This is a genomic window from Streptomyces sp. NPDC002446, assembly GCF_053595675.1.
Window position 1 is genome coordinate 224,739 of sequence record NZ_JBSFYC010000001.1, and the last position, 17,627, is coordinate 242,365.

The following is a 17,627-nucleotide window of genomic DNA, read 5'->3' on the forward strand; positions in this document are numbered from 1 at the left end:
GCGCGATCGAGAAGTGAGAAGCAACGCCCCCATGTCCATCGACGTCAACAACGAGTCCGGCACGGACATCGACGAGCAGGCCATCCTGGACGTCGCCCGCTACGCCGTCGCCAGGATGCGTATCCACCCGCTCTCCGAACTGTCCGTGATCGTCGTGGACGCCGAGGCCATGGAGCAGCTCCACCTCCAGTGGATGGACCTGCCGGGACCGACCGATGTCATGTCCTTCCCGATGGACGAGCTGCGTCCGCCGGCCAAGGACGACGAGGAGCCGCCGCAGGGCCTGCTCGGTGACATCGTGCTGTGCCCGGAGGTCGCCAAGAAGCAGGGCGAGGAGGCGCCGACCGGGCACAGCATGGACGAGGAGCTCCAGCTGCTGACCGTCCACGGCGTGCTCCACCTCCTCGGCTACGACCACGAAGAGCCGGACGAGAAGGCCGAGATGTTCGGCCTGCAGGCGGCGATCATCGACGGCTGGCGCGCCGAGCGCGGTCTGACCGGCCCCTCGCCCGCCCCCACCGTCACCTGACGGCGCCCGCGATGACCACCCAGCTGATCGCCGTCGCGGTCCTGCTCGTCGTGATCGCCTGGCTCGCCGCCTGCGCGGAGGCGGGCCTGGCCCGTACGACCAGCTTCCGCGCCGAGGAGGCGGTCCGCTCCGGCCGCCGCGGCAGCGCCAGGCTCGCCGCGGTGGCCGCCGACCCCACCCGCTACCTCAATGTCGCCCTGCTGGTGCGGGTCGGCTGCGAGATGGCCGCCGGCGTCCTGGTCACCTACGCCTGTCTGCGCTCCTTCGAGGAGACCTGGCAGGCGCTGACCGTCGCCATCGGCGTGATGGTGCTGGTCTCCTATGTCGCCGTCGGCGTCTCGCCGCGCACGATCGGCCGCCAGCACCCGCTGAACACCGCCACGGCCGCCGCCTACGTCCTGCTGCCGCTGGCCCGCATCATGGGCCCCATCCCGCAGCTGCTGATCCTCATCGGCAACGCCCTCACCCCCGGCAAGGGCTTCCGCAAGGGCCCGTTCGCCTCCGAGGCGGAGCTGCGCTCGCTGGTCGACCTCGCGGAGAAGGAGTCGCTGATCGAGGACGAGGAGCGCCGGATGGTGCACTCCGTCTTCCAGCTCGGCGACACCCTCGTCCGCGAGGTGATGGTGCCGCGCACGGACCTGGTCGCGGTCGAGCGCTTCAAGACCATCCGCCAGGCGCTGACCCTCGCGCTGCGCTCGGGCTTCTCCCGGATCCCGGTGACCGGCGAGAACGAGGACGACATCGTCGGCGTGGTCTACCTCAAGGACCTCGCCCGTAAGGTCCACATCAGCCGCGACGCCGAGAACGAGCTGGTCTCCACGGCCATGCGCCCCGCCGTCTTCGTCCCCGACACCAAGAACGCCGGTGATCTGCTGCGCGAAATGCAGCAGGACCGCAATCATGTCGCGGTGGTCATCGACGAATACGGCGGCACCGCCGGAATCGTGACCATCGAGGACATCCTCGAGGAGATCGTCGGCGAGATCACCGACGAATACGACCGTGAATTGCCGCCCGTGGAGGACCTCGGTGACGGGCGCTATCGCGTCACCGCCCGTCTGGACATCGGCGATCTCGGTGAGCTGTACGGCCTGGTCGAGCTGGACGACGAGGACGTGGAGACGGTCGGCGGGCTGCTCGCCAAGCTCCTCGGCCGGGTTCCGATCGCCGGCGCCACCGCCGAGGTGGACCTCTCCGACACCGCCGCCGACCCCGGTCTGAAGGCGCTGCGGCTGACCGCCGAATCACCGGGCGGCCGGCGCAACAAGATCATCACGGTGCTCTGCGAGCCGGTCCCCACGGAGGATGTGAGCGAGTCCGGAGAGCTCTCCGGATAATCTCCGCCGAAAACGGGAATGCGTACGCGACCGCTGCTCTTGTCGCTGCTTTTCCCGCTACTTATCTCCAGTGCAGCAGAAATGTTCTGCAAGCCATTTCCGGTGGGGCTGGATTCTCCTGTGTGCCCCGTGGAAGGATCTTCGGGCGGCCGCCGGAAATGCGGACGCCATGCGTGAGAGAAATCGTCAGAGAAATCTTGCAGCGCAGGCTGCCCCGGCCACGGGGGACCGGGGCAACCACCTTCCTCCTCAGCCGCGGCGCGCCGTACGGGCCGTCCGCAGCCCGGCCGCGACCAGCAGCGCGACCACGGCGACCAGCGCCGCGTCCAGGCCCAGACCCACCTTGATGCCGCCGAGGGTGGCGTCCGCCAGGCCGCTGCCCGCCGACCGCAGCGCGGCGATATGGGCCGAGGCGACCGCGCTCAGCAGCGGAATGCCGACGGTCAGCCCCAGTTGCTGGGAGCTGGTGACCAGGCCGGTCGCCAGGCCCTGCTCGGTGTCCGCGACGCCGGAGGTGGCGGTCACGCCGTAGGAGATGATCGCCCACAGATGGCCGAGGCTGGCGAGGGTCACCCCGGTCAGGGCCAGCCACATACCGCTGCCGGTGCCCAGACCCAGCAGCGCGGCGGTGAAACCGGCCTGCAGCAGCAGCCCGGTCAGCAGGGTGCGGCGGGCGCCGAGCCGGCCGATGACCCGGGGCGCGACGATGCCGGCGACCGCCGAGACCACGCCCTGCACACCGAAGACCAGGCCGGTCTGGAAGGCGGACAGGTGCAGCACGTCCTGGAGGTAGAGGGTCAGCAGGAAGATGACGGTGCTCATCATCGAGAAGGTCGTCAGACCCGCCAGATTGCCCCAGGCGACCGCAGGGCGCCGCAGCATCGGCAGCGACACCAGCGGCTGCGCGGCCCGGGACTCCACCACCACGAAGGCGGCCAGCAGCACCAGCCCGGCGACCAGCGTCACGATCACGTCCGGGTGGCCGAAGCCCCGCTCGGCGGCGGTGGACAGGGCGTAGATCAGCGACAGCAGTCCGCCGGTGACGGTGACCGCGCCGGGTACGTCGATGTGCGGCCGCTCGGGATGCCGGGATTCGCTCAGCAGCGCCGGGGCCGCGGCCAGTACGGCCACCCCGGCCGCGGACAGCAGGCCCATCGTGGAGCGCCAGCCGAGTACGTCCGTCATCAGCCCGCCCAGCACCATGCCGATGGTGAAGCCCATCGACATCAGCGTGCCGCTGATGCCCAGCGCGCGTTCGCGCTGCGGCCCCTCGGCGAAGGTGGTGGTCAGCAGCGACATTCCGGTGGGCACGATGATCGCCGCGCCCAGGCCCTGCAGCGCCCGCCCGGCCAGGAAGACCGCCGGGGACCACGCCAGCGCGGCCAGCACCGAGGCGGCGGTGAACACCGCGAGCCCGGTCAGGAACAGCCTGCGCCGCCCGACCAGGTCGGCGATCCGGCCGAACAGCAGCAGAAAGCCGCCCGACGGCAGTGCGAACGCGGTGACCGCCCACTGCAGATCGGCCTGGTCCATGCCCAGGTCCCTGCCGAGCACGGGCAGCGCCACGTTCAGGATGGAGAAGTCCAGCGCGACGATGAACTGCGCGGCGCACAGCACAAGCAGGACGAGCCTGTCGCGCCCGGTCATCCGCGCGGCGGCGGGAGCCGGGGCAGGGGCGGGGGCAGGGGCGGCCGGCGCTTTCGCCGTCCGGGTATCGGGACCAAGGGAGGTGTCGGTTATCGGCATGTGAAGAGCCTGCGGCCCCGGAATACGCGGTGGGGAGCGGGAACTTATCGTGGTGTCCGCACCACCAGCCACGCCGACAGGGGGAGAAACGTGGCTTCGAACGCCGCCACCCATGACACATCGCGTCGACGCCAGGAGCTGCGCGACTTCCTGATGAGCCGCCGGGCCCGGGTCAGCCCGGCCGACGCGGGCCTGCCCGACGGCGGCCGCCGCCGTACGCCGGGGCTGCGCCGCGAGGAGGTCGCCGTCCTGGCCGGCGTCGGCGCGTCCTGGTACCAGTGGCTGGAGCAGGGCCGCGACATCACCGTCTCACCGCAGGTCCTGGACTCGGTCGCCCGGGTGCTGCGGCTCAGCGGCGCCGAGCGGCGGCATCTGTACGTACTGGCCGGGCTGAACCCGCCGCTGCGGCAGGACGCCGAGGAGCTGGGCGCGAACGACATGTGCGCGGGGCTGCAGCGGCTGATCGACGCGTGGATGCCGTTGCCGGCGCACATCATGGACCCGTACTGGAACAACATCGCCTACAACGACGCGGCACGTGTGGTCCTCGGCCACGGCCGCCCCGGCGTCTCGTCCAACTGCCTGGTCGCGTTCTTCACCGACCCCGTCTACCGTGCGCGGGCGGCCAGTTGGGAGGCGAACGCGCCGCTGGTGGTCGCGCAGTACCGGGGCGCGTGCTCGGCGCGCCCCGGCGACGAGGGCTTCGACGAGATCATCCGCGAGGCCGCCGCCCGCAGCGAGGAGTTCGCCGCGCTGTGGGCGCGCGGCGACGTGGAGGACTCCGGAACGATCCACAAGGAACTGGACCATCCGCTCGTCGGCCCCCTGCTCTTCGAGAGCACCAAACTGCAGGTCCCGGTGCGTCCCGACCTGAACATCGTGCTGCACAACGCGCGTGCGGAGACGGACACCGTCGCGAAGCTGGAGTGGCTCACCTCACCGGAGGGCAGGCGCGGGGGGATGTACTCGGTGACGGGGTGATCCACAGGGCGTCGATATGCTCGCCCGTATGACCGAAGCCGCTTCGCTGGACCCCGAAGACCGCAAGATCATCACGCTGGCGCGCTCGGCGCGGGCGCGCAACGGCGTGCCCGAGGGCGCCGCCGTACGCGACGAGACCGGCCGCACCTATGTCGCCGGCACCGTCGCCCTGGACTCGCTGCAGCTCAGCGCGCTCCAGACGGCCGTGGCGATGGCCGTCGCCAGCGGCGCCACGTCCCTGGAGGCCGCGGCCGTGGTCACCGACGCCGAGCACGCCTCCGCCGCGGACCGCGCGGCCGTACGCGACCTCGGCGGGTCCGCGACGCCCGTACTGGTCGCCGGCCCGGACGGCACCCTGCGCGCCACGGTCCCGGCGGGCGACGCGTAGCACGCAGCACGGCGTGGTCGGAGCGGTGCCCCGGATCGGGGAGAATGGGCGCCATGAGCGTTCGTACAGACTCCTCCGTCCCGCACCGCGCCGGCTTCGCCTGCTTCGTCGGCCGCCCCAACGCGGGCAAGTCCACCCTGACGAACGCTCTCGTCGGGACGAAGGTCGCGATCACCTCGAACCGGCCGCAGACCACCCGCCACACGGTGCGCGGCATCGTGCACCGCCCCGAGGCCCAGCTGGTCCTCGTCGACACCCCGGGTCTGCACAAGCCCCGCACGCTGCTCGGTGAGCGGCTGAACGACGTCGTACGGACCACCTGGTCCGAGGTCGACGTCATCGGCTTCTGTCTGCCCGCCGACCAGAAGATCGGCCCCGGCGACCGCTATATCGCCGGTGAGCTGGCCGACATCAAGAAGACCCCCAAGGTCGCCATCGTCACCAAGACCGACCTGGTCGACTCCAAGGCGCTGGCCGCCCAGCTGATCGCCATCGACCAGCTCGGCAAGGAGCTGGGCATCGAGTGGGCCGAGATCATCCCGGTCTCGGCGGTGGGCGACGCCCAGGTCTCGCTCCTGGCCGACCTCCTCGTCCCGCTCCTCCCGGAGGGCCCGGCGCTCTACCCGGAGGGCGACCTCACCGACGAGCCCGAGCAGGTCATGGTCGCCGAGCTGATCCGCGAGGCCGCGCTGGAGGGCGTACGCGACGAGCTGCCGCACTCGATCGCGGTGGTCGTCGAGGAGATGCTGCCGCGCGAGGACCGCCCCGCCGACAAGCCGCTGCTCGACATCCACGCCAATGTCTACATCGAGCGCCCCAGCCAGAAGGGCATCATCATCGGCCCCAAGGGCAAGCGCCTGAAGGAGGTCGGCACCAAGTCGCGCAAGCACATCGAGGCGCTGCTGGGCACGCCGGTCTTCCTCGATCTGCACGTCAAGGTGGCGAAGGACTGGCAGCGCGACCCGAAGCAGCTGCGGAAGCTGGGCTTCTGAGGCGGGCCGCTCAGCGCTGAGCCCGGCCGGTCCGCGCGCCGTTACGGCACACCGCGGATCCGCCGCACCAGCAGCGCCCCGACCAGCCCGGTGGCCGCCGCGACGCCGTAGAGCACCCGGTAGCCGCCGAGGTAGCCGACGATCGGCGCGGCCAGGGCCGGGGCGGCGACCTGCGGCAGCGAGTTGGCGATGTTGATCAGGCCGAGGTCCTTGCCGCGGTGCGCGGCGGCCGGCAGCACATCCGCCATCAGCGCGAAGTCGACCGAGGTGAACACCCCGAACCCGACGCCGAGCAGCGCCGCGGCGCACAGTGCCCCCGTCCAGGTCTGCCATACGGCGAGCAGCCCGGTGGCCACCGTCATGATCACCCCGGCCCACAGCACGAACGGCTGCCGCCGCCCGGTCCGGTCCGACCAGATCCCGCCCACGACGACCGTGGCCAGCAAGGTGGCGCCGTTGACGGCGGTCAGCACCAGCACCCCGCCGTCCGGGTCCGGCCGCCGCAGCACATCCCGCAGGTAGTACAGCAGGTACAGCAGCGCCAGCGCGTTGCCCAGGTTGATCAGGAACCGGGTCAGCCAGGCCCAGCCCAGGTCGGGATGGCGGCGCGGGCTGATCCAGAACCCGCCGAGGAAGTCCCGCCGGCTCAGCGCCGGCCGCCGCGCCGCGGGCAGCACCGGATCCCGGTGCACCAGCACATACGGCAGGGCCCCCAGCACGGCGAACGCGGCGCAGGCCAGATATCCGCCGGCCACCCCGCCCCCGGCCGTCGCCAGCCCCGCCCCGGCCACCACCCCCAGGATCTGCGCGGCGCCCAGCCAGCCGCCCACCGCTCCCCGCTGCCGCTGCGGCACCCGGTCGGGGACCGATGCCGTGACCGCCGCGAACGCCGCGTTGAGGGTGAGCTGCACCAGACACCACCCCAGCGCCATCACCGGCACCGTGCGCGCCCCCGCCAGCAGCACCAGGGCCGCGGCCCCGCCGGCGATCCCGGCGACCGTCCAGGGCGTCCGCCGCCCGAACCGCGAGGTCGTACGGTCCGACAGCGCCCCGAACAGCGGGTTGGCGATCACCGAGACGGCGGCCCCCGCCCCCGTCACCCACGCCAGCACCGACTCCTTGGCCGTGCCGGCCGGCGTCAGCTCCGCGGCCTGGGACGCGAGCAGGATCTGCAGCGGCCCGTACCACCCGACGCAGAGCGCACCGTTCGCCAGCGACAACGCGGCGATCCAGCCGCGCCCCACCCGCTCCGACGGCTCCGCGAGCGCGCCCGGAACCGCCGGTCCGCTCATCCGCCGGCCTGCTCCCGCAGGACGTCCCGCAGCCAGTGGTACGACGCCTTCGGCGTGCGCGCCAGCGTGTCGTAGTCCACGCGCACCAGCCCGAACCGCCGCGCGTAGCCCTCCGCCCACTCGAAGTTGTCCAGCAGGGACCACACGAAGTAGCCCCGGACGTCCACCCCGGCCGCCATGGCCGCGTGCAGGGCCCTCAGGTGCCCGTCCAGGAACGCGATCCGCTCCCCGTCCTCCACCCCTTCGTACGCGCACCCGTTCTCGGTGATGACCAGGGGCGGCAGCCGGTCCCCGTACCGTTCGTGGAACGACACCAGCAGCTCGGTCAGCGCCTGCGGCACCACCGGCCACCCGAAGTCGGTCCGCGGGTAGCCCTCGATCTCCCGGGGCGCGAAGGGCAGCCCGGCCGGGATCTCGATCCCCCCGAACTCGGCGGGACCGCCGCCGCCCGCTTCTCCGGGAGCCCCCACCAGCGTCGGCTGGTAGTAGTTGATCCCGTACCAGTCCAGCGGCTGCGCGATGACCTTCAGATCCTCGGCGACGGCCCCCGGCAGCAGCTCCGCGAGCTCCAGCTCCCCGCCCGGGTACCGCCCCAGCAGCAGCGGTTCCGCGAACAGCCGGTTGAGCAGCAGGTCGTAGAGCCCGGCGGCCGAGGTGTCCGCCTCGTCGTCCGAGGCCGCCCAGGTCGGGCCGTGCGAGTTGGCGATGCCGATACCGCCCGCTCCCCGGGCGCGCAGCGCCGCCACGGCCAGCCCGTGCCCCAGCAGCTGATGGTGTGCCGCCGGCAGCGCCTCGAACAGCAGCGTGCGCCCGGGCGCGTGCTGCCCCAGCCCGTACCCCAGCAACGTCAGTTCGGCGGGCTCGTTGAGGGTGATCCACCGTCCCACCCGGTCCCCGAGGCGCGCCGCCACCACGTCCGCGTACGCCGCGAAGCGCTCGGCGGTCTCCCGCACGAGCCAGCCGCCGCGCTCCTCCAGCGCCTGCGGGGTGTCCCAGTGGAACAGCGTCGGCACCGGCTCGACCCCGGCCGCCAGCAGCTCGTCCACCAGCCGGTCGTAGAAGTCCAGCCCGGCCTCGTTGACCGCGCCGCCGCCGTCCGGCACCACCCGCGGCCAGGCCACCGAGAAGCGGTAGGCCCCGACCCCGAGCCCTTTGACCAGACCGACGTCCTCGCGGTACCGGTGGTAGTGGTCGGTGGCCACCCGCGCGTCCGACCCGTCCTTGATCCGTCCGGCCTGCGCGGCGAACACGTCCCAGGCGGAGAGCCCCCGCCCGCCCTCGTCCACCGCCCCCTCGATCTGCGCGGCGGATGTGGACACGCCCCACACGAAGTCCCGGGGGAAGCGCGGCAGCGAGGCGGGCGAGACCGGCACCGTAGTCATGGCCGGATCTTCTTGACCGCCGGTAACAGTGTCAAGGGGGGTGCGCAGAGGGGGAGTTGGGCCGCGGTCGGCGCGGCGCGGCCGGCAGCCCTGTGCCACTACGCCCCTTCCTTCATCACCCGTGTGATCAGTGTGCGCTGCTCGGCCGTGAGGCGGGGATCGGAGCAGTACACCGTGTTGCCGTCGACGGTGATCTGGTAGCTGAAGCCGTCGGGGACGCCGATGGGGGGCTCGGTGTGGGCGGTGGCGACGGCCCGCTCGGCGAGGCTGCGCCAGTCGTCGGCGTCGGGGAGGTCGGCGGTGTCGATCTCGGCGCGGCGGTCGACGCCCGCGAAGCCGCCGGTGCGGTGGATGTGGATGCGCATAACGGACTCCTCCGACGTCTTCGGGCGCCCCGCGAAGGGGCTCCTACCCCCTGTGGCCACGGTAGTCGCGGGCGGGGCCGGAGCGCCTGCCGGACGCCCCCGCCCCGTCCGCCTCCTACGTCCTACGTGGTGGGGACGCCGACCTTGTTCCAGGCCTCCTCCACGGCCTTGAGCTCGTTGCCGGTGCCGAAGCGGGCGCGGGCGGCCGCGACGGTGAGCCGGGCGAAGTCAGCGAAGGCGGCGTTTTGGGCGAGCTCGCCGCCGGTCAGCACGTCGTACCAGATCTGGCCCGCGCGCTCCCAGGCCTTGCCGCCGAGGGCGCTGGCGACCAGGTAGAAGGCGTGGTTGGGGATGCCGGAGTTGATGTGTACACCGCCGTTGTCGTCGGTGGTGTCGACATAGCCCTCCATGGTGGCGGGCTGCGGGTCCTTGCCGAGGACGTCGTCGTCGTACGCCGTCCCGGGCGCCTTCATGGAGCGCAGGGCCGTGCCCTTGTCGACGCCCGGGCCGAGCAGGTCGGCGCCGATCAGCCAGTCGGCCTGGTCGGCGGTCTGGCCGAGGGCGTACTGCTTGATCAGGGCGCCGAAGACATCGGAGACGGACTCGTTGAGGGCGCCGGACTGGCCCTGGTAGTCGAGGTTGGCGGTGTACTGGGTGACGCCGTGGGTCAGCTCGTGGCCGATCACGTCGACGGGGATGGTGAAGTCCACGAAGAGGTCGTTGTCGCCGTCGCCGAAGACCATCCGCTCGCCGTCCCAGAAGGCGTTGTTGTACTTCTCGCCGTAGTGGACGGTGGCGTCGAGCGCCAGGCCGGCGCCGTCGATGGACTTGCGGCCGTAGGCCTTGAGGAAGAGCTCGAAGGTGGCGCCCAGACCCGCGTGGGCGCGGTTGACGGAGGCGTCCGTGGAGGGGCCGTCGGACTCGGCGTGCACCTTGGTGCCGGGCAGGTCCTCGCGGTGCTCGGCGTCGTAGACGGTGCGGTTCGGCTTGTCGGCGGCGGCGCCGGGCTCACCGGGGGTGGGGCCCTCGGCGGCGATCTCGCGGCGCCGGGTGCGGCGCAGGTGGTCGTGCTCCAGGGTGCGGCGGGCGGGCTCGTGCCGGGCCGGGTCGTCGGACTGGGCCAGGTTGTCGAGGATGTGCGGCGGGATGATCGTGCAGAAGACGGGGGTGGGGGCGGCGGCCTTTTTGCTCGTCTCGTTGGAGTCCATGAACAAACGGTGGCACTGTGTAGTTCACATGTCACTGCCCGCGGTTGAGATTCCTGAATATGTGTGGTTCGTCGCATTTAGGCCGTAACGTCCGGCACGGTCCCGCATACTGATACGCACCCGCCACTCAGGGCGTACCTCAGCTAGGGTGCTGTGCATCATGCGTTTCGGGCTGCTTCTCCTTAGCTGCCGCGGCGAGGGCCTGTAGTCGTAGGCCGACCCCCTCCCCGCGGAGTTCGGTGTTGCGATCTTTCGCCCCGTCGGCCGTGCCCCCACAGCGGACATACGAGGAGCCCCACGCACCATGACGAACCCGTCGAGCCCCGCAGCCAACGCCGTCGGCCGCCGCACCCCGGTCACCAACGCCACGCGGCTGCAGCGCCCCTCCGGGATGCCGATCCACAAATACGGCCCGTACGAAGCCGTCGACATCCCCGACCGCACCTGGCCTGACAACCGCATCACCGTCGCGCCCCGCTGGCTGTCGACCGACCTGCGGGACGGCAACCAGGCGCTGATCGACCCGATGTCGCCGGCCCGCAAGCGCGAGATGTTCGACCTGCTGGTGCGCATGGGCTACAAGGAGATCGAGGTCGGCTTCCCGTCCTCCGGGGAGACGGACTTCGCGTTCGTCCGCTCCATCATCGAAGAGGGCGCGATCCCCGAGGACGTGACGATCTCCGTCCTGACCCAGGCCCGCGAGGAGCTCATCGAGCGGACCGTCGAGTCGCTGCGCGGTGCCCACCGCGCCACCGTCCATCTGTACAACGCCACCGCCCCCACCTTCCGCCGGGTCGTCTTCCGCGGCTCGAAGGAGCAGGTCAAGCAGATCGCGGTGGACGGTACGCGGCTGGTGATGGAGTACGCCGACAAGCTGCTGGGCGACGAGACGGTCTTCGGGTACCAGTACTCGCCGGAGATCTTCACCGACACCGAACTGGACTTCGCGCTGGAGGTCTGCGAGGGCGTCATGGACGTCTGGCAGCCGGAGGAGGGGCGCGAGATCATCCTCAACCTGCCCGCCACCGTGGAGCGTTCGACGCCCTCGACGCACGCCGACCGCTTCGAGTGGATGTCGCGCAACCTGTCCCGCCGCGAGCACATCTGCCTGTCCGTGCACCCGCACAACGACCGCGGCACGGCCGTGGCCGCCGCCGAGCTGGCCATCATGGCCGGCGCCGACCGCATCGAGGGCTGCCTGTTCGGCCAGGGCGAGCGCACCGGCAACGTCGACCTGGTGACGCTGGGCATGAACCTGTTCTCCCAGGGCGTCGACCCGCAGATCGACTTCTCGCAGATCGACGAGATCCGCCGCACGTCCGAGTACTGCAACCAGATGGAGATCCACCCCCGCCACCCCTACGCGGGCGACCTGGTCTACACCGCCTTCTCCGGCTCCCACCAGGACGCCATCAAGAAGGGCTTCGACGCCATGGAGGCCGAGGCGGCCGCCGCCGGCAAGACCGTGGACGAGATCGAGTGGGCGGTCCCGTACCTGCCCATCGACCCCAAGGACGTCGGCCGCTCCTACGAGGCCGTCATCCGCGTCAACTCGCAGTCCGGCAAGGGCGGTATCGCCTACGTGCTGAAGAACGACCACAAGCTGGACCTGCCGCGCCGGATGCAGATCGAGTTCTCCCGGATCATCCAGGAGAAGACCGACACCGAGGGCGGCGAGGTCACCCCGGCCGCCATCTGGTCCGTCTTCCAGGACGAGTACCTGCCCAACCCCGAGAACCCGTGGGGCCGTATCCAGGTCAAGAACGGCCAGACCACGACGGACCGGGACGGCATCGACGCGCTGACCGTCGAGGCGGTCGTCGACGGGCGGGACACCGTCCTGACGGGCTCCGGCAACGGCCCGATCTCCGCGTTCTTCGACGCGCTGCAGGGCATCGGCGTCGACGTACGCCTGCTGGACTACCAGGAGCACACCATGAGCGAGGGCGCCTCCGCGCAGGCCGCCTCGTACATCGAGTGCGCGATCGGCGACAAGGTGCTGTGGGGCATCGGCATCGACGCGAACACGACGCGCGCCTCGCTGAAGGCGGTCGTCTCCGCGGTCAACCGCGCCGGCCGCTGACCCACGCGCAGCCCGTTCCCCGGCGCCCCCGCAGCCCACACCGGGCCGCGGGGGCGCCGTCGTGCACCCCGGCCACCTGAAGGTGGGGTTTGAAATCCCCGGCCGGTCACTCTGCGTAATTCTCTTGTTACGTTCGATGGCGGGCGCCGGTCGGACACCCCGCGGCGCGGACCTCAAGGACGTGCACATGAGCAGATTTCGCATGCCCGCCTTCGCTCGACTGACCCTGGCCGGGGCCGCCGCGCTCGCCGTGGTGGGCGCCGCGCTCCCGCCGGCGGCCGCGGCCCCGGCCCCGGCGGTGGACCGCCCCCAGTACGTCGCGATGGGCGACTCGTACAGCGCGGGGGTGTTCGTCCGCCCCTGGAACGACACCTATGCCGACAACGACGGCTGCGGCCGCTCCGGTCGCAACTACCCCCATCAGGTCGCCGCGCGGCTCGGCTACGACCTGACGGACGTCACCTGCGGGGCGGCCGAGGTCGTCGACGGGATCCTGGAGCCCCAGCCGTCGGAGAAGGTCCTCGGCCCGCCGACGATCCCCCCGCCCGGCGGCTGGGACGCCCTCGCCCCGCAGATCGACGCATTGTCCCGCGACACCGACTACGTCACCGTCAGCATCGGCGGCAACTCCCTCGGCTTCGGCCCCATCATGACCCAGTGCCTCAAACTGGGCCTCTTCGCCCCGCTGCAGCAGCCCTGTACCGACTACTACACCGGCGACGGAGCCGGAGCGGCCTGGCTGGAGGACCGGTTCGACCAGCTCGACGCCGACTTCGGCCGGATGATGGCGAGGATCCGCGCGACCGCGCGGCATGCGAAGATCGCCGTCGTCGGCTACCCCGCCGTCGTCGCGGACCCCTCCGGCTGCAGGTACGGGCACTGGAACCAGCTCGGCACCATCGCCAAGCGCGACATGCCCTGGGTGGACGGGCTCGAACAGCGCCTCAACGGCCTGCTGGAGAAGCAGGCGCGCGACCACGGCACGGACTACGTCGACACCTACAGCACCAGCGTGGACCACGGCGTGTGCGAGAGCGTCGACACGAAGTGGATGTACGGGATCAAGGACGACCTCACCGGTGACGGTGAGCAGACCGACCCGCCGACGGACCTGTGCCGCGCGGTCCCCGGCAGGGGTGAGGCCTGCACCTTCGTCCACCCCAACGCACGGGGCCTGGACAATCAGGCGCGCGAGGTACTCAAGGCGCTGCGGGCGCCGGCCTCGGGAGGCTGACCCGGCCCCGGCCCCGGCCCCGGCCCCGCGCCACGTCAAGGAGCTCCGCCCCTTCTCCCCCGGAAGGGCGGAGCCCCGCCGCATCCCGCCGGTTGTCCGATACGAGGTGCTGACGCCGCATCACTCATGTGGCTAACATCACGTCCCATAGGCGACGGGGCCGCAGCGGGGCATGGAGGCTGACGCGAAATGCACAAGATGTGTGTGATGGGCGTGCGCACGTCCTGGCGTACCGTCGCCGACGGCGAGTTCTTCTGCCCGGACTGCGGCGGGGACCGCAACTACCTGCGCCGGACCGGCCGGCGCCGCCTCACCGTCCTCGGCGTCCCGCTGCTCTCCCGCGGCGTCACCGGCCCCGTCCTGGAGTGCTCCGCCTGCCACGGCCACTTCGGCCTGGACGCCCTCGACCACCCCACCACCGTCCGCTTCTCCGCGATGCTCCGCGACGCCGTCCACACCATCGCCCTCGCCCTGCTGGCCGCCGGCGGCACCTCCTCCCGCGCGGTGCGCACCACCGCCGTCGACACGGTCCGCGCGGCCGGCTACGCGGACTGCTCCGAGGACCAGCTGCTCACCCTCCTCGCCGCCCTGGACGCCGACACCGGCACCCTCACCGGCACCTACGACCCGGTCACCGGCGGCCACTGCGGCCACCCGGGCCTCGACCCCTGCGGCACCGCACTGGCCATAGAGCTCCATGAGTCCCTTGAGCCGCTCGCACCGCACCTCGCCCGCGCCGGCCGCGAATCGCTGCTCCTGCAGGGCGCCCGGATCGCCCTCGCCGACGGCTCCTACACCCCCGCCGAACGCGAGGCGCTCACCACGGTCGGGGCCGCGCTGATGCTCCGCCCGGCCGACACCAACCGTCTGCTCGCGGCGGCCCGTACGCCCTCCTGAGGCACGATCGCGCCCCATACGGCCCGGCGCCCCGCCACCCGGAAGGTGGCGGGGCGCCGGCGTGCGCGCTGCGGAACGGGGTCAGGACGCGGCAGGCGCCAGACGGATCGGCAGGGCCCGCAGACCGCTCGATATGAAGCCGCTGGTCGGCGCCAACTCCTCGACAGACACGCCCAGTTCGAGCTCGGGGAAGCGCTCGAAGAGCGCCGGAAGGGCGATCCTGGCCTCCAGACGGGCCAGGGGCGCACCGAGGCAGCGGTGGACACCGTGGCCGAAGGCGAGGTGCTCCTGGACGGTGCTCTGGATGTCGAAGTCGCCGGCGGCCTCGCCGTGGAACTCCGGGTCGCGGCCGGCCGCCGCGTACGACGGCAGGATCGCCTCGCCCTTGCGGATGGTCGCACCGCCCGGGAGGTCGATGTCGTCCACGGCGAAACGCAGCGGGAGGCTGGCGATGCTGGGGGCCCAGCGCAGGGTCTCCTCGATGACGTCGTTCCAGTGGACCTGGCCCGACAGCACCAGCTTCAGCTGCTCGGGGTGGGTGAGCAGGGCGTGCACGGCGTTGCCGATGAGGTCGACGGTGGTCTCGTGGCCGGCACCGAGGACGAGCAGCAGGGTGTCGAGCAGCTCCTGCTCGGTCATCTGCTGGCCCTCGTCGTCGCGGGCGGCGACCAGGAGGCTGGTGAGGTCGTCGGCGGGCTGCGCGCGCTTGTCGGCGACGAGTCCGGACAGCAGGGCGTGCACCCCCGCCCCCGTCGCGGCCGTCTGCTCCGGGGTGGCCGTGGTGTCCATGATCGCGTCCATCAGGCGGGCCAGCTCGGTGCGCGGCTCGCCCTCCGGGACGCCGAAGAGCTCACAGATGACCTGCATGGGCAGGGGGTGGGTGAACTCCGCGCGCAGGTCCACCACCGAGCCCGCGGGGCGCCGGGCCAGCCCGTCCAGCAGGTCGTGGGTGATGCGCTCCACGCGCGGGAGCATCGCGTCCGTACGGCGGGCCGTGAACGCCGGGGCGATCAGCTTGCGCAGCCGGCGGTGGTCGGGCCCGTACGCGGTGAACATATTGGTGACGCCGACCCACGTCTGCAGCCAGCTGCTGCGGACGTCCTCGCGCTGCCAGGCCGGCCAGTGGTCCCGGGGGTTCTTGGAGACCCGGTCGTCGGTCAGCAGTTCCTTGAGGAGGGTGTGGCTGGTGATCGCCCAGGCCTCGAAGCCGCCGGGGAGTTCGACCAGCGCCGCCGGACCTAGTGCGCGGAGGCGGGCTGCCTCTCCGTGGATGTCGGTTCCGACCGCGTCGATGACGTAGGGCTGTTGTCCCTGTTGTGCCATGGAGTGGCTCCTGCCTGGTCGGGGGTGATGGGGGTGAAGCGGGCCGGGAGGGCGACGAGGGCGCGGTGGAACGCCCCGTGGCGCCACTGCAACTCCGAGGCCCCCACGGCGAGTTCGATGTCGGACAGCCAGGCGGTGAGGCGTTCGATCGCGGTGGTGGCGATCAGCAGCGCATGCCGCTTGACGGGGCAGGCGTGCGGCCCGGCCGCCCACGACAGGTGCGAGCCGCCGCCCGAGCCCGGCGCGTCCAGCGAGTCGGTGTCGAACTGGCTGTTGGCGGCCGCGTACGACACCATCACCAGCTGGCCCTTGCGCACCCAGGTGCCGTGGAAGAAGACGTCACGGACCGGGTAGTGCGCGGAGTAGTTGGTCAGCGGCGGGTCGTTCCACAGCACCTCGTTGATCGCGTCGTGCGCGGTCAGCGCGCCGCCGGAGAGGGTGTTGTAGTAACGGTCGTCGGACAGCATCCGCGAGAGCGCGTTGCCGATGAGATTGGCCAGCGGCTCGTTGCCGGCGCCCATCGTCAGGATGATCTGGTGGACCAGTTCCTCGTCCGTCAGCCCGTTGGGATGGTCCATGTACCAGGAGGTCAGGTCGGGACCCCGCTGGGCCTTCTTCGAGCCGACCAGCTCCATGATGTAGCTGGTGTACGCCTCGTTGGCGGCGGCCGCCTCCTCGGGGGAGTTGCCCTCCAGCATCCCCGCGAGGGCCGTGATCAGCCGCTCGCCGTAGGAGTCGGGCAGCCCGAAGAGGTTGTTGAACATCAGCAGCGGGATCAGCCGCGCGTACTCGGCGATCAGGTCGACCTGGCCCGTGGCGCCGAAGCGCTGGATCAGGGTGTCCGCGGCGTGGTGGACGCGGGCGCGCAGCTCATGCGGCTCGACCAGCTTGAAGCTGTCGACGATGACGTCCCGGTAGCGGACGTGCGCCGGGCCGTCGCTGAAGAAGACGTTGGGGCGCCACATCAGCATCGGCATGACCGGCGAGTCCGCCGGGACGGTCGTCATCCACTCCCGGGAGTCCTTCGACCAGGTGCTGTCGTCGTGCAGCAGGTCGAGCGCCGCGCGGTAGTCGGTGACCAGCATCGCGGTCACGTCCGGAGCGATCTCCACGGGCGCCAGCGCACCGTACTGCCGCAGCTGGGCGTAGACGCGGCGCGGGTCGGTGGCGAACTCCGGCCCGTAGAGCTTCACCGGCGTCTGCGGGTGGTGGGCCATGGCATGCTGCGGCGGGGCGGCGTGCGCCGGGCAGCCCGGCGGGGGTACGGCGGCTCCCGGCTGATGCGGGGAAGTCACGGGTTCGGGTTCTCCTCGGGGGTGTGGGCCAGAACGTGCCCGACGAGCGCGATCAGCGCATCGACGGACTGCTCCCGGTCGCGTGCGTCGCACAGCACCAGCGGCGTCTCGGGGTGCAGGTCGAGTGCCTCGCGGAGCTTGTCGACGGAGTACTGGGGCGCGTCGGGGAAGGTGTTGACGGCCACCGCGTAGCGCAGCCCGGCCTCCTCGACGATGTCCATCACCTCGAAGGAGTCCGCCAGCCGGCGGGTGTCCGCGAGGACGAGGGCGCCCAGCGCGCCCCGGGCGATGTCCTGCCACAGGGGACGGAAGCGCTTCTGCCCGGGCGTGCCGAACAGGTAGAGCACCAGGTCCCCGGGCAGGGTCAGCCGCCCGAAGTCGATGGCGACGGTGGTGGTGGTCTTCTCCCGGACCCCGGCGAGATCGTCGACGAACGCGCCGGTCTGGGTCATGACCTCTTCGGTGTGCAGCGGCGGGGTCTCGGACAGCGCCCGGATGAGCGTGGTCTTGCCGACCCCGAACGGCCCCGCCACCAGCAGCTTGACCAGCGTCTGGTCCTCGCCGGAGAGGTACAT

At 71.6% G+C, this 17,627-nt stretch carries 16 protein-coding genes; 8 read left to right on the forward strand and 8 right to left on the reverse strand.

Annotated features, from left to right (window positions below; genetic code table 11):
• The first annotated feature begins 31 nt into the window (after positions 1-31).
• On the forward strand, positions 32-529 hold the full coding sequence (gene ybeY / locus ACWD6P_RS00940) for an rRNA maturation RNase YbeY (RefSeq protein ID WP_451441828.1): 498 nt from the start codon (positions 32-34) through the stop codon (positions 527-529).
• 11 nt (positions 530-540) lie between these two features.
• Positions 541-1,866 carry a hemolysin family protein gene (locus ACWD6P_RS00945; protein ID WP_451441829.1) on the forward strand — a complete coding sequence of 442 codons (1,326 nt, stop codon included), beginning with the start codon at positions 541-543 and terminating at the stop codon, positions 1,864-1,866.
• Between the two features lie 249 nt (positions 1,867-2,115).
• On the opposite strand, the gene ACWD6P_RS00950 is transcribed toward ACWD6P_RS00945, so the two are convergent.
• On the reverse strand, positions 2,116-3,612 hold the full coding sequence (locus ACWD6P_RS00950; RefSeq protein ID WP_451441830.1) for an MFS transporter: 1,497 nt from the start codon (positions 3,610-3,612) through the stop codon (positions 2,116-2,118).
• Between the two features lie 90 nt (positions 3,613-3,702).
• Here ACWD6P_RS00950 and ACWD6P_RS00955 point away from each other — a divergent pair, with 90 nt between their 5' ends.
• The 3 genes from ACWD6P_RS00955 to era are packed head-to-tail and all read left to right on the forward strand — an operon-like array spanning position 3,703 to position 5,973.
• The gene (locus ACWD6P_RS00955) at positions 3,703-4,593 is read left to right on the forward strand and encodes a helix-turn-helix transcriptional regulator (RefSeq protein ID WP_451441831.1); all 891 of its coding nucleotides are present in this window, start codon (positions 3,703-3,705) and stop codon (positions 4,591-4,593) included.
• A gap of 28 nt (positions 4,594-4,621) precedes the next feature.
• Positions 4,622-4,981: a cytidine deaminase gene (locus ACWD6P_RS00960; RefSeq protein WP_451441832.1), complete on the forward strand. Its 360-nt coding sequence runs from the start codon at positions 4,622-4,624 to the stop codon at positions 4,979-4,981.
• A 53-nt stretch (positions 4,982-5,034) separates the two neighbouring features.
• Positions 5,035-5,973, forward strand: coding sequence for a GTPase Era (gene era / locus ACWD6P_RS00965; RefSeq protein ID WP_451441833.1), 939 nt, complete (start codon positions 5,035-5,037; stop codon positions 5,971-5,973).
• A gap of 41 nt (positions 5,974-6,014) precedes the next feature.
• Here the strand turns inward: era and ACWD6P_RS00970 are convergent, their stop codons facing one another.
• The 4 genes from ACWD6P_RS00970 to ACWD6P_RS00985 all read right to left on the reverse strand — a co-directional run bounded on the left by ACWD6P_RS00970 (position 6,015) and on the right by ACWD6P_RS00985 (position 10,220).
• Positions 6,015-7,265, reverse strand: coding sequence for an MFS transporter (locus ACWD6P_RS00970; RefSeq protein WP_451441834.1), 1,251 nt, complete (start codon positions 7,263-7,265; stop codon positions 6,015-6,017).
• A complete protein-coding gene (locus ACWD6P_RS00975; protein WP_451441835.1) occupies positions 7,262-8,647 on the reverse strand; it encodes a GH1 family beta-glucosidase in 1,386 nt (461 codons plus the stop codon). Before ACWD6P_RS00975 ends, ACWD6P_RS00970 begins: the two co-directional genes overlap by 4 nt.
• A 98-nt stretch (positions 8,648-8,745) precedes the next feature.
• Complete coding sequence (locus ACWD6P_RS00980) at positions 8,746-9,012, reverse strand: protealysin inhibitor emfourin (RefSeq protein WP_451441836.1); 267 nt, start codon at positions 9,010-9,012, stop codon at positions 8,746-8,748.
• A 122-nt stretch (positions 9,013-9,134) separates the two neighbouring features.
• Positions 9,135-10,220, reverse strand: a complete 1,086-nt coding sequence (locus ACWD6P_RS00985) for a M4 family metallopeptidase (RefSeq protein ID WP_451441837.1) — start codon at positions 10,218-10,220, stop codon at positions 9,135-9,137.
• A 304-nt stretch (positions 10,221-10,524) separates the two neighbouring features.
• Between ACWD6P_RS00985 and leuA the strand changes: the two genes are divergently transcribed.
• The 3 genes from leuA (at position 10,525) to ACWD6P_RS01000 (ending at position 14,434) form a co-directional block, all read left to right on the forward strand.
• Entirely contained in the window at positions 10,525-12,303 is a 1,779-nt protein-coding gene (gene leuA, locus ACWD6P_RS00990) for a 2-isopropylmalate synthase (protein ID WP_451441838.1), read from the forward strand.
• A gap of 187 nt (positions 12,304-12,490) precedes the next feature.
• Positions 12,491-13,537 (forward strand): SGNH/GDSL hydrolase family protein, encoded by a 1,047-nt coding sequence (locus ACWD6P_RS00995; protein WP_451441839.1) that lies wholly within the window; start codon positions 12,491-12,493, stop codon positions 13,535-13,537.
• Positions 13,538-13,726: 189 nt separating this feature from the next.
• Entirely contained in the window at positions 13,727-14,434 is a 708-nt protein-coding gene (locus ACWD6P_RS01000; protein ID WP_451441840.1) for a TerB family tellurite resistance protein, read from the forward strand.
• A gap of 81 nt (positions 14,435-14,515) precedes the next feature.
• Here the strand turns inward: ACWD6P_RS01000 and ACWD6P_RS01005 are convergent, their stop codons facing one another.
• Genes ACWD6P_RS01005 through ACWD6P_RS01015 form a run of 3 tightly spaced genes read right to left on the reverse strand, consistent with a single transcriptional unit; the run spans position 14,516 to position 17,627 of the window.
• Positions 14,516-15,757, reverse strand: a complete 1,242-nt coding sequence (locus ACWD6P_RS01005) for a cytochrome P450 family protein (protein WP_451441841.1) — start codon at positions 15,755-15,757, stop codon at positions 14,516-14,518.
• Positions 15,673-17,052: a cytochrome P450 gene (locus ACWD6P_RS01010; RefSeq protein ID WP_451441842.1), complete on the reverse strand. Its 1,380-nt coding sequence runs from the start codon at positions 17,050-17,052 to the stop codon at positions 15,673-15,675. Before ACWD6P_RS01010 ends, ACWD6P_RS01005 begins: the two co-directional genes overlap by 85 nt.
• Positions 17,049-17,627, reverse strand: a complete 579-nt coding sequence (locus ACWD6P_RS01015) for a GTP-binding protein (RefSeq protein WP_451441843.1) — start codon at positions 17,625-17,627, stop codon at positions 17,049-17,051. Before ACWD6P_RS01015 ends, ACWD6P_RS01010 begins: the two co-directional genes overlap by 4 nt.

What these genes read in the sequence shown, in the direction of transcription:
- ybeY (WP_451441828.1), top strand. Translation starts at nt 32, where the DNA reads ATGTCCATCGACGTCAACAACGAGTCCGGCACGGACATCGACGAGCAG.
- ACWD6P_RS00945 (WP_451441829.1), top strand. Translation starts at nt 541, where the DNA reads ATGACCACCCAGCTGATCGCCGTCGCGGTCCTGCTCGTCGTGATCGCC.
- ACWD6P_RS00950 (WP_451441830.1), bottom strand. Translation starts at nt 3,612, where the DNA reads ATGCCGATAACCGACACCTCCCTTGGTCCCGATACCCGGACGGCGAAA.
- ACWD6P_RS00960 (WP_451441832.1), top strand. Translation starts at nt 4,622, where the DNA reads ATGACCGAAGCCGCTTCGCTGGACCCCGAAGACCGCAAGATCATCACG.
- era (WP_451441833.1), top strand. Translation starts at nt 5,035, where the DNA reads ATGAGCGTTCGTACAGACTCCTCCGTCCCGCACCGCGCCGGCTTCGCC.
- ACWD6P_RS00970 (WP_451441834.1), bottom strand. Translation starts at nt 7,265, where the DNA reads ATGAGCGGACCGGCGGTTCCGGGCGCGCTCGCGGAGCCGTCGGAGCGG.
- ACWD6P_RS00975 (WP_451441835.1), bottom strand. Translation starts at nt 8,647, where the DNA reads ATGACTACGGTGCCGGTCTCGCCCGCCTCGCTGCCGCGCTTCCCCCGG.
- ACWD6P_RS00980 (WP_451441836.1), bottom strand. Translation starts at nt 9,012, where the DNA reads ATGCGCATCCACATCCACCGCACCGGCGGCTTCGCGGGCGTCGACCGC.
- ACWD6P_RS00985 (WP_451441837.1), bottom strand. Translation starts at nt 10,220, where the DNA reads ATGGACTCCAACGAGACGAGCAAAAAGGCCGCCGCCCCCACCCCCGTC.
- leuA (WP_451441838.1), top strand. Translation starts at nt 10,525, where the DNA reads ATGACGAACCCGTCGAGCCCCGCAGCCAACGCCGTCGGCCGCCGCACC.
- ACWD6P_RS00995 (WP_451441839.1), top strand. Translation starts at nt 12,491, where the DNA reads ATGAGCAGATTTCGCATGCCCGCCTTCGCTCGACTGACCCTGGCCGGG.
- ACWD6P_RS01000 (WP_451441840.1), top strand. Translation starts at nt 13,727, where the DNA reads ATGCACAAGATGTGTGTGATGGGCGTGCGCACGTCCTGGCGTACCGTC.
- ACWD6P_RS01005 (WP_451441841.1), bottom strand. Translation starts at nt 15,757, where the DNA reads ATGGCACAACAGGGACAACAGCCCTACGTCATCGACGCGGTCGGAACC.
- ACWD6P_RS01015 (WP_451441843.1), bottom strand. Translation starts at nt 17,627, where the DNA reads ATGTACCTCTCCGGCGAGGACCAGACGCTGGTCAAGCTGCTGGTGGCG.